Origin of the sequence: Streptomyces sp. SID14478, from assembly GCF_010548525.1 — a bacterium.
Taxonomy (GTDB): Bacteria; Actinomycetota; Actinomycetes; order Streptomycetales; family Streptomycetaceae; genus Streptomyces.
Genome location: NZ_JAAGMG010000600.1, coordinates 1 through 10,910, shown reverse-complemented (window position 1 = coordinate 10,910; position 10,910 = coordinate 1). Strand labels below are relative to the sequence as shown.

Annotated in this window: 8 protein-coding genes and 1 pseudogene; 4 read left to right on the top strand and 5 right to left on the bottom strand. The window is 72.4% G+C overall.

Annotated features, from left to right (window positions below):
• From G3I40_RS19710 to G3I40_RS19700, 3 genes and pseudogenes are all read left to right on the top strand, one after another.
• Positions 1-440: pseudogene (locus tag G3I40_RS19710) on the top strand (hypothetical protein); the annotation flags it as partial.
• Positions 433-1,443 (top strand): LacI family DNA-binding transcriptional regulator, encoded by a 1,011-nt coding sequence (locus tag G3I40_RS19705; protein ID WP_164303454.1) that lies wholly within the window; start codon positions 433-435, stop codon positions 1,441-1,443. The pseudogene G3I40_RS19710 and the gene G3I40_RS19705, both read left to right, overlap by 8 nt.
• Before the next feature lie 3 nt (positions 1,444-1,446).
• Entirely contained in the window at positions 1,447-2,787 is a 1,341-nt protein-coding gene (locus G3I40_RS19700) for a Gfo/Idh/MocA family oxidoreductase (RefSeq protein ID WP_164303453.1), read from the top strand.
• Positions 2,788-2,914: 127 nt separating this feature from the next.
• On the opposite strand, the gene G3I40_RS19695 is transcribed toward G3I40_RS19700, so the two are convergent.
• Positions 2,915-4,318 (bottom strand): APC family permease, encoded by a 1,404-nt coding sequence (locus tag G3I40_RS19695; RefSeq protein ID WP_164303452.1) that lies wholly within the window; start codon positions 4,316-4,318, stop codon positions 2,915-2,917.
• A gap of 425 nt (positions 4,319-4,743) precedes the next feature.
• Between G3I40_RS19695 and G3I40_RS19690 the strand changes: the two genes are divergently transcribed.
• Positions 4,744-5,562, top strand: coding sequence for a hypothetical protein (locus G3I40_RS19690; RefSeq protein WP_164303451.1), 819 nt, complete (start codon positions 4,744-4,746; stop codon positions 5,560-5,562).
• Positions 5,563-5,608: 46 nt separating this feature from the next.
• On the opposite strand, the gene mmsA is transcribed toward G3I40_RS19690, so the two are convergent.
• From mmsA to G3I40_RS19670, 4 genes are all read right to left on the bottom strand, one after another.
• Positions 5,609-7,117, bottom strand: a complete 1,509-nt coding sequence (gene mmsA, locus G3I40_RS19685; RefSeq protein WP_164303456.1) for a CoA-acylating methylmalonate-semialdehyde dehydrogenase — start codon at positions 7,115-7,117, stop codon at positions 5,609-5,611.
• A 47-nt stretch (positions 7,118-7,164) separates the two neighbouring features.
• On the bottom strand, positions 7,165-9,087 hold the full coding sequence (gene iolD / locus G3I40_RS19680; protein ID WP_239091830.1) for a 3D-(3,5/4)-trihydroxycyclohexane-1,2-dione acylhydrolase (decyclizing): 1,923 nt from the start codon (positions 9,085-9,087) through the stop codon (positions 7,165-7,167).
• A 38-nt stretch (positions 9,088-9,125) separates the two neighbouring features.
• The gene (iolB, locus tag G3I40_RS19675) at positions 9,126-10,082 is read right to left on the bottom strand and encodes a 5-deoxy-glucuronate isomerase (protein ID WP_239091829.1); all 957 of its coding nucleotides are present in this window, start codon (positions 10,080-10,082) and stop codon (positions 9,126-9,128) included.
• 14 nt (positions 10,083-10,096) lie between these two features.
• The coding region (locus tag G3I40_RS19670; RefSeq protein ID WP_164303449.1) for a deoxyribose-phosphate aldolase at positions 10,097-10,910 on the bottom strand (814 nt) is incomplete at its 5' end.

Below are 10,910 nucleotides of genomic sequence, written 5' to 3'. Positions count from 1 at the left end.
CGGCCGACCTGCGCCTCGCGGCGACCGCGGGGGTGCCGTTCTTCGCGGGGCTCGCGCTGGTGGTCGCCGGGGTGATGGGCGCCGTGGTGGTGGTGCAGGTGCGGGTGGCGGCGCGGTGGTCGCTCACGGGGCGCTGGTCCCGCCCGGTCCGGGACCCCGCGGGGTCGGTCATGCTGGGCGGGGCGGTGCTCGTATCGGCGGTGTGCGTATGGCAGTTGACGCTGCTGGCGCCGCTGGTGACGGGTGTTCTCGCCCTGGCCGCCGTGGCCGTGGACCGACGCCCCACCGGCCCGCGGGGCTCGGCTCCGCTCCCGCCGGAGGAGCTTGGGGCGACTCGCTCGCCGGGCGGGCCCGGCGTGTCCGCACCGGCTTCCGCTCCCTCCCCCTCTCCTTCCGATCCTTCCGATCCTTCCGACAGGACAGTGAGCAGGCATGCCTGAGCGATCTCCGCGCCCCGGCGGAGCCGAGGACGTGGCCGCGCAGGCCGGCGTCTCCCCCTCCACGGTGAGCCGCTGCTTCGCCTCGCCGCACCAGGTGCGCCCGGAGACGAGGGCCCGCGTCCTGGCCGCGGCGGAGCGGCTCGGCTACCGGCCCAGCCGGATCGCCCGTTCCCTCGCGCTCGGCCGCACCGGGACCCTGGGCCTGATCGTGCCCGACATCGCGAACCCCTTCTTCGCGGTGATCGCCAAGGCGGTGCAGGCCCGCGCCCGCCGCAAGGACTACGCGGTGTTCCTGGCCGACACCGACGAACACCCCGACGACGAGTACGAGTTGGCGCTCACTCTGGCCCGGCAGGTGGACGGGCTGCTCCTGGTCGCCCCGAGGATGACCGGCGACCGGCTGGGCGAGGTCGTACGGCTGGTGCCGAGCGTCGCCGTCAACCGTGACGTGCCGGGCGTGCCGTCGGTGGTGGCGCCCAGCGAGGACGGCCTGCGGCAGGCGGTGGCGCACCTGCACGCGCTCGGCCACCGCCACCTGGCCCTGGTCCTGGGGGCCCGCAACTCGTGGTCGAGCGAGCGGCGCGGGCACGCCGTACGGTTCGCTGCCGAGGAACTCGGGCTGAAAGTCACGGAGTTCGGCCCGCACGAGCCCAAGTTCCGCACCGGCGCGCAGGTCGCCGACCTCGCCCTGGCCGCGGGCGTCACCGCGGTCGTCGCGCACAACGACCTGATGGCCCTCGGCGTCCTGTCCCGGTTCGCGGAGCGCGGCGTGCGCGTGCCCGACGACGTCAGCGTGGTCGGCGCCGACGACACCCTGCTCGCCACCACGGCCACGCCCGCGCTCACCTCGGTCCGCATCCCCCTCGACGCGCTCGGCGAACGGGCCGTCGACCTGATGCTGCACCGCCTGGACGACCCGCAGAGTCCTCCCCGACAGGCCGTCCTGGACAGCGAGTTGATCGTCCGGCGCTCCACCGGACCGGCCCCACGAAAGGAATCCTGACCCATGACGTCGAACGCCGCCGCCCCCACCAGGCGCGCCGCCATCATCGGCACCGGACACCGCGCCCAGATGTACACCAGGGCCCTCGGCGCCCGCGCCCACTACGACGTAGCCCTCCTCGCGGACCCCAGCGCGACCCGGATCGCCCACCACAACCGGCTGTTGACGTCGCTCGGCGCACCGCGGGCGACGGCGTGCGCACCGGAGGACTTCGCCCGCTCGCTGCGCGCCCACCGCATCGACGAGGTCGTCGTGACGACGATCGACGCGACGCACGACACGTACATCACCACGGCACTGGAAGCCGGCTGCCGCGTCGTCACGGAGAAGCCCCTGACGACGGACGCGGCGAAGTGCCGCGCGATCCTCGACACGGTGGAGCGCACCGGCGGCGAACTCTCCGTCGGCTTCAACTACCGCTACAACCCGGCCCACGAGAAGGTCTGGCAGCTGCTGCACGACGGCGCGATCGGCGAGATCCGCTCGGTGCACTTCGAGTGGCTCCTCGACGTCCGCCACGGCGCCGACTACTTCCGCCGCTGGCACCGCGAGAAGCGGCACAGCGGCGGTCTCCTCGTCCACAAGTCGGGCCACCACTTCGATCTGGTCAACTGGTGGCTGGGCGCGGCCCCTTCCCGCGTGCACGCGGAGGGCGGCCTGGTCTTCTACGGCCGCGACAACGGCGAACGCACGGGCCTGCGCCGCGACTACGTACGCGCCCACGGCTCCCCGGAGGCGGCCGCGGACCCGTACGCGATCGACCTGACCGCAGACCCGAACCTCACCTCCCTGTACGTGGACGCGGAGGCGGCCGGCGACTCCGACTACGTCCGCGACCGCAACGTCTTCGGCGACGACATCGACATAGAGGACGACCTCTCCCTCCTCGTCCGCTACGACTCCGGCGCGACGATGACGTACCACCTGACGGCCTACTCCCCCTGGGAGGGCTACCGCGTCATGTTCAACGGCACGGCGGGCCGCCTGGAGCTGGAGGTCGAGGAGAACACCTGGCAGCCCCCGCGCGTCACGTCCGGCGCGACCGGCTCCCACGGCGGCGTGGTCATGGACCGCCCCGGCCGCACGTCGATCCTCCTGCGCCCGCTGTGGGAGGCGCCGCGCGAGATCCCGTACGAGAGTGCCTCCGGCTCGCACGGGGGTGGCGACCTGCGGATGCTGAAGGAGTTGTTCGGATCGCTGGGCGACGGCTCCGACGCGGGGGCGGCCCCGGCGGCGGGGAAGGGCGCGACGGCGCGGGACGGGGCGCTGGCGCTGGCGGTCGGCGTCGCGGGGAACGCGTCGCTGGTGTCGGGCGTGCCGGTGGAGACGGCGGGGCTGTGGTGACGGGGGCCGGGTTCGTGGCGTAGCGCCGAGTGGGCCCGGCCGGATCGAGGTCGGGTGGTTCGGCGACTGACGTGCGGGAGCCGGAAGGCCGCGCGTCGGCCCGCCCGGCCCTTCGGCTGCCGCGGCCCTAACCCTGCGCGTCCTCCGGCAGCGACACCAGCCACCGCGTGTCCTTGCGCGGGCGCAGGTAGAAGGCCCAGTAGAGGGTCGCCACCGCCGTGATGCCGCCCGTCCACAGCAGGTACGAGACCTCCTGCTGGCTGAGGATGTACGCCATGACGGCGATCAGGAGCACCGGGATCGCCGGCCACAGCGGCATGCGCCAGGCGGCCTGGTCGCGGTGGGAGCCGCGGCGGGAGAGGAGGGCGGCCACCGCGACGAGGAGGTACATGCCGGTGACCGAGACGCCCGTCACGCCGTACAGGGTGTCGAGGTTGACGAAGCACAGGGCCGCGCCGGGCACGCCCACCAGGAGCGTAGCGACCCACGGGGAGCCGAAGCGGCCCAGCTTGGCGAGGCCCTTGTTGACCGGTGCGGGCCAGGCCTTGTCGCGGGCCGAGGCGAACAGGACGCGGGAGTTCTGGATGACCATGACGATGCCCGCGTTGATGATCGCGAGGGCGACGCAGAGCGAGACGAACGTGCCGACGGCCGAGTTCGACCAGGCCTCGACCATGCCGCTGATGTCGCCGGAGGAGAGCGTGGACAGGTCGGAGGCGCCCATCGTGATCGCCACGACCGGGACCAGGATGATCACCGTCGAGATGGCGAGCGTCGCGAGGACGGTGCGGGAGACGGACGTGCGGGGGTTCTCCAGCTCCTCGGAGAGGTAGACCGCGGTGGAGAAGCCCTGGGTGACGAAGAGGGCGATGGCGAGGCCGGAGACGACCAGCATGGCCGTCACCGTGTCCGTGTGGCCGCCCGCGCCGGAGACCTGCATCGAGACCAGGGAGCCCACGCCGCGTTCGGAGTGCGCGAAGCCGAGCACCGCGACGACCGCCGCCGCGATGACCTCCAGGACCAGGAAGACGCCGGTGATCCACGCGTTGGCGCGCAGGTCGAGCAGGCCCGCGAGGGTGGCGAGCAGCATCACCCCGGCGCCCGCGACGGACGGGTCGAGGTGGACCAGGGGTGCCAGGTAGTCGGCCGTGCCCATCGCGATCACCGGCGGGACGATCATCACGACGAGGAGCGAGAGGACGAAGACCAGCCAGCCCGTGAGGCGGCCGGCGAGCGTGGAGACCATCGCGTACTCGCCGCCCGCGCTGGGGATCAGCGTGCCGAGCTCCGAGTAACAGAACGCCACGCCTATGCAGAGCAGCGAGCCGATCGCGATGGTGAGGGCGGTGGCCGTGCCGAGCGAGCCGAACAGGTCGGGCACGACGACGAAGAGCGTGGAGGCGGGCGTCACGCACGACAGCGTGAGCAGGGTGCCGCCGACGACGCCGATGGAACGCTTGAGCTTCTGGGGAGAACCTGCGGAAGGGACTTCGGGGGCCTGGGCGGGGGCGGGGCGAAGCGTGTCGGTCATGGAGCGGTTCCGATCGACTCGTGCGGCAGGTGGTTCGGGCGGGAGCGCTGTCGCCTCCGAAGGCCGTCGTGCGCCGGGTGGTGGGTGAGGGGTGGTACGTCCGCTCCCGGCGCGTCATGGAACCCCGCGCGTATGTGGAACGTCAACGGCCGTTTCCCTGCGGATTCCGCAGGCGCCACCCGCACCAACTGGTGCCGCTTCCTTAGCTGTTCGCAAAGTCGGCCGAGTTCAGTGCACCCGTACGGATATTTGACCTTGGTATCGAAGGGTTTCCGTCGCGTTCGCATTCACCACCCGTTTCATCCCCTACGTATGGGAACCGCAGTCCGCGCCCCGAACTCCGTCGAAATTCGTCCGCAGTCCGGACGCCGTGACTGCGGATAGGCTCCGCGCACTCACGCAGCACACAGGGGGAAGCAAGGAACATGCCTGTCATACGAGGCCGCATCAGTGCCCGGACCCAGGCCGCGGCGGCGCTCGCGCTGCTGCTGCCGCTCGCGGGCTGCGCCGACCCCTCTCCCCTGCCGCCCCGCCCCTCGGACCTGGTCGGGCGGGCCGCGGACCGCGCCGGCCGGCTGGGCGCCGCGGACGGCACGCAGACGACCGTCATGAACGGCGCCACGACCACGTGGAGGACCACCTACTCCTGGGGCGAGGGCTACGCCACGGACGCCACCACCGACGCGGACGCGCTCGGCATGGGGCGGCTCACGAAGCAGCGCGACATCCGCTGTCTCCTCGTCGACGGCGTCTACTACTACGACGTCGACCCGCAGCCCTCGGGCCCGCTGCGCGGCAAGGAGTGGATGAAGGTCGACTCCTCTGCCGTGTACGGGGACGAGGGCGCCCGCGTCCTGCGCGGCGACTCGCCCGCGCACAACCCGGCGTACCTCCTCGACCGGCTGCGCGCCACGGGCTCGGTGACAAAGGAGGACGACGGCGAGAAGGGACTCACCCACTACAAGGGCGCCCTGAAGCCGGAGGACCTCGGCGACCTCAGGGCCCTCTACTTCCCGAAGAAGCCCAACGCGTTCTCGCCCGCGACCGGTTACGCCGCGATCGTCCTGGTCGACACCTGGATCGGCTCCGACGGCCTGCCGGCCCGCATCACCGAACACATCGGCGGCCTGACCATCGACATGAACTTCCGCCGCTTCCACGCCACGGCCGGCATCACCGCGCCGCCGCCGGACCGGGTGGGCGACATGACGGCGCAGTACAAAAAGGCGTACGGCACGCAGTGAACGAACCTGCGTGCCGTACGCGTCGCGCGAGTCCTGCTGAGGGGCCTCAGTGGTTGCGCGGGAAGCCCAGGTCGACGCCGGTCGGGGCGTCGGCCGGGTCCGGCCAGCGGGTGGTGACGACCTTGCCGCGGGTGTAGAAGTGCGTGCCGTCGTTGCCGTAGATGTGGTGGTCGCCGAAGAGGCTGTCCTTCCAGCCGCCGAAGGAGTGGTAGCCGACGGGGACGGGGATCGGCACGTTCACGCCGACCATGCCGGCCTCGACCTCCAGCTGGAAGCGGCGGGCGGCGCCGCCGTCGCGGGTGAAGATCGCGGTGCCGTTGCCGAACGGCGAGTCGTTGATGAGGGCCAGGCCCTCCTCGTACGTGTCGACGCGCAGCACGCACAGGACCGGGCCGAAGATCTCGTCCTGGTAGGCCTTGGCGGAGGTCGGGACGTGGTCGAGGAGGCTGAGGCCGATCCAGTGGCCGTTCTCGTGGCCCTCGACCGTGTAGCCCGTGCCGTCGAGGACGACGTCGCAGCCGTCGGCCGCCGCGCCCTCGACGTAGGAGGCGACCTTGTCGCGGTGGACGGCCGTGATGAGCGGGCCCATCTCGGAGGCCGGGTCGTTGCCGGGGCCGATCTTGATCTTCTCGGCGCGGTCCTTGATCTTCGCGACCAGTTCGTCGCCGACGGCGCCCACGGCCACCACCGCGGAGATCGCCATGCAGCGCTCGCCCGCCGAGCCGTACGCGGCCGAGACCGCGGCGTCGGCCGCCGCGTCCAGGTCGGCGTCGGGCAGCACCAGCATGTGGTTCTTGGCGCCGCCGAGCGCCTGCACGCGCTTGCCGTTCGCCGAGGCCGTGGTGTGGATGTGGCGGGCGATCGGGGTCGAGCCGACGAAGGAGACGCCCGCGACGTCCGGGTGCTCCAGGAGGCGGTCGACGGCCACCTTGTCGCCGTGGACGACGTTGAAGACGCCGTCGGGAAGGCCCGCCTCGGAGAGCAGTTCCGCGATCTTCAGCGACGCCGAGGGGTCCTTCTCCGACGGCTTCAGGATGAACGTGTTGCCGCACGCGATGGCGATCGGGAACATCCACATCGGCACCATGGCCGGGAAGTTGAACGGCGTGATGCCGACGACGACACCCAGCGGCTGCCGGATCGAGGAGACGTCCACGCGGCTGGCCACCTGCGTCGACAGCTCGCCCTTGAGCTGCACGTTGATGCCGCAGGCCAGGTCGACGATCTCCAGGCCGCGCGCCACCTCGCCCAGCGCGTCGGAGTGCACCTTGCCGTGCTCGGCGGTGATCAGCTCGGCGATCGCGTCCCGGTTGGCGTCGAGCAGCGCGCGGAACCGGAAGAGGATCTCGGTGCGCTTGGCGAGCGACGACGTGCCCCAGCCGGCGTACGCCTCCTTGGCCGCGGCGACCGCCGCGTCGACCTCCTCGACGGAGGCGAAGTCGACGCGCGTGGTCACCTCGCCGGTCGCCGGGTCGGTCACCGGGCCGTGGTTGCCCGATGTCCCCTCGACGGTCTTGCCGCCGATCCAGTGGTGGACCAACTTCGTGTCAGTCATGTCAGACATGGGGCAACTCCTGTTACGTCACGTGCGTCTGCTGCGTCTCAGAGGTGGCGGCGGCGCGCCGCGGCGCGCCGGTCGTACTCCTCGCGGGCCTCGACCGCCGACTGCCTGTCCGCCGTCTCGGCCACGGGCACATCCCACCACGCCTGCGCCGGGGGCGGGCCCGACACTGTGTCTGCGGTTTCCGTCTCCACGTAGACACATGTGGGACGGGTCGCCGCGCGCGCCGTCGCGAGCGCCTCGCGCAGTTCCCTGACCGTCTTCGCCCGGTGCACGTCCAGGCCGAGGCTGGCCGCGTTCGCGGCGAGGTCGACGGGCAGCGGCGCCCCGGTGTAGGCGGCCTCGTCCGTCTTGTAGCGGTACGCCGTCGCGAAGCCCTCCGCGCCGACCGACGCGGACAGACCGCCGATCGACGCGTAGCCGTGGTTCTGGAGGATCACCACCTTGACCGGGATCCCCTCCTGCACGGCGGTCACCAGTTCCGTGGGCATCATCAGGTACGTGCCGTCGCCGACGAGCGCCCACACCGGCCGGCCGGGCGCGGCGAGCGCGACGCCGAGGGCCGCCGGGATCTCGTATCCCATGCAGGAGTAGCCGTACTCGACGTGGTACTGGTCGCGCGAGCGGGTCCGCCAGAGCTTGTGCAGGTCGCCGGGGAGCGAGCCCGCCGCGTTGATGAGCACGTCGTCGCCCGTCACCAACTCGTCGAGCGCGCCGAGGACCTGGGCCTGTGTCGGGCGCGCGAGGTCGTCGTCCGCGGCGTAGCAGGCGTCGACGCGGTGCTCCCAGCGCTCCTTGTCGTCGGTGTACTCGGCGACGTACGCGGCGTCGGCGCGCAGCCCCCGCACCGCCCCTGCCAGCGCGTCGAGGCCCGCCCGGGCGTCCGCCACCAGGGGCAGCGCCGCCAGTTTGTGCGCGTCGAACGCGGCGACGTTGAGGTTCAGGAAGCGGACCCCGGGGTCGGTGAAGAGGGTGGCCGAGGCCGTGGTGAAGTCCGTGTAACGGGTGCCGACGCCGATCACCAGGTCCGCCGTGCGCGCCAGTTCGTTCGCCGTGGCGGTGCCGGTGTGGCCCACCCCTCCGACGTCCGCCGGATGGTCGTGGCGCAGGGCGCCCTTGCCGGCCTGGGTGGAGGCGACGGGGATGCGGGTCGCGTCCGCGAACGCCTTCAGCGCGTCCTGCGCGCCGCTGTGGTGGACGCCGCCGCCCGCGATGACCAGGGGGCGCCGCGCTTCCTTCAACGCCCTTGCCGCGGCGGCCAGTTCGGTGGCGTCGGGGGCCGGGCGGCGGATCGTCCAGGTGCGGTGCGTGAAGAACTCCTCCGGCCAGTCGTACGCCTCCGCCTGCACGTCCTGCGGCAGCGCCAGCGTCACCGCGCCGGTGTCGACGGGGTCGCTCAGGACGCGCATCGCCTGGAGCGCGGCGGGGATCAGCTGCTCGGGCCGGGTGATCCGGTCGAAGTACTTCGACACCGGCCGCAGACAGTCGTTGACCGACACGTCGCCCGCGTACGGGACCTCGAGTTGCTGGAGCACCGGGTCGGCGGGGCGCGACGCGAACACGTCGCCGGGCAGGAGCAGCACCGGCAGGTGGTTGATGGTCGCGAGGGCCGCGCCGGTGACGAGGTTCGTGGCGCCCGGGCCGATGGACGTCGTGACGGCGTGCGTGGACAGGCGGTCCGACTGGCGGGCGTAGCCGACCGCCGCGTGCACCATCGCCTGCTCGTTGCGGCCCTGGTGGAACGGCATCTCGTCGCCGTACTGGACCAGCGCCTGGCCGAGGCCCGCCACGTTGCCGTGGCCGAAGATGCCCCAGGTCGCCTCGATGAGACGGTGGCGGACGCCGTCGCGCTCGGTGTACTGGCGGGCCAGGAAGCGGACGAGGGCCTGGGCCGTCGTCAGGCGTACCGTCGCGCGCGTCGCGGCCGTGGGCGGCGTCGCCGTACGCGTCGAGGCCGTACTCATCGCAGCCGCACTCGTCGCGGCCGTACCGGACTTGGCGGTCATCGGTATCCCTCCGTGGCGTGGTCGGGGTGAAAGCTGATCTTCCACTCCCGCTCCTGTCCCGGACCCGCCATCACATTCAGGTAGTACATGGCGTGCCCCGGCTGGGCGATCGACGGGCCGTGCCAGCCGTCCGGGACGAGCACCGCGTCGCCGGTGCGGACCTCGGCCAGGAGGTCGGTGCCGCCGGGGCGGGAGGGGGACACGCGCTGGTAGCCGCATCCGGGGGTGCCGGTGGCGGGGTCCGGTTCGATCTCGAAGTAGTAGATCTCCTCCAGGACGGACTCCTGGCCCGGGCGGTGCTCGTCGTGCTTGTGCGGCGGGTACGAGGACCAGTTGCCGCCGGGCGTCACCACCTCGACCGCGATCAGCTGGTCGCAGTCGAAGGTGTCCGCGGCGGCGAAGTTGCGGACCCGGCGGGCGCTGATGCCGCTGCCGCGGGCCTCGACGGGTACCTCCGGCGCGGGGCCGTAGCGGGCGGGGAGTCGTCGTCCGCACTTCGCTCCTGCCAGGGCGAAGCGGCCTCCCGCACCGGAGGCGATCTCTGCGCGGGTGTCGCGCGGGACGTACGCGAAGTCGCTCGCGCCGCTGAACACGCCGTCCCTGCCCCGCAGTTCGATGATCCGCCCCTCGACGTGGACCGAGCAACCGCCCTCCAGGGGCAGCACGATCCATTCGCTCTCGCCGGTGTCGAACGCGTGCCGTTGCCCGGGGGGCATTTCCAGGATCCGGAGGGCCGCGCGGGACCAGCCGGTCTGGTCCGGGTCGGCCTGGGCCGGGTCGGTCTGGGCCGGGTCGGTCTGGGCCGGGTCGGTCTGGGCCGGGTCGGTCTGGGCCGGGTCGGCTTGGGCCGGGTTGGCCCTGTCCGGGGCGGTCTGGGCCGCGTTGATCTTGTCCGGGTCGACGAGCAGGGCGTACGGGCCCTGTGCCGCGTCGCCCTTGGGGAGGTACGTCATGTCTCCACTCTCCTCTACAGCAGGCTCACGGCCGTGTCGACGGCGCGCGCGACGTTCCCGTCCGCCGGGTACAGCAGGGACCGGCCCACCACCAGGCCCTGGACCGTGGGGAGTTGGAGCGCCACGCGCCACTTCTCGTACGTGGCGTCCTGGTCGCCGTCCTTGATGTCGCCGCCCAGCAGCACCTTGGGCAGCGTGGTCGCCTCCATCACGCGCGCCATGGCCTCGGGGTCCGGGTCGTCGGTGACGGGGAGTTTCAGCCAGGTATAGGCGGAGGTGCCGCCGAGCCCGGAGGCCACGGCGACGGACCGGACCACGGCGTCCGCGCTCAAGTCGCTGCGCAGGAGGCCGGTTTGGGCGTCACGGCCGGTCAGGAACGGTTCGACGAAGACGGGCAGGCGGTGGGACGCCATGGCGTCCACGGCGCGGGCCGCCGACTCCAGCGTGCGTACGGAGCCCTCGCCGGGGTCGTCGTAGTCCATCCGCAGGAGCAGCTTGCCGGCGTCGAAGCCTCGCGCGTGCAGGTCGTCGGGTTTGTACCCCGTGAAGCGGTCGTCCAGCTCGAAGGAGGCGCCCGCGAGGCCGCCGCGGTTCATGGAACCGATGACGATCTTGCCGTCGAGGGCGCCGAGGAGGAGCAGGTCGTCGAGTACGTCGGCGGAGGCGAGGACGCCGTCCACGCCGGGGCGGGAGAGCGCGAGGCAGAGCCGGGCCAGGAGGTCGGCACGGTCGGCCATGGCGAACGGGCGGTCGCCGGCGGCGAGTGCGCCGCGGGCCGGGTGGTCGGCGGCGACGATCATGAGGCGTGCGCCGGGGGTGGGCAGCAGC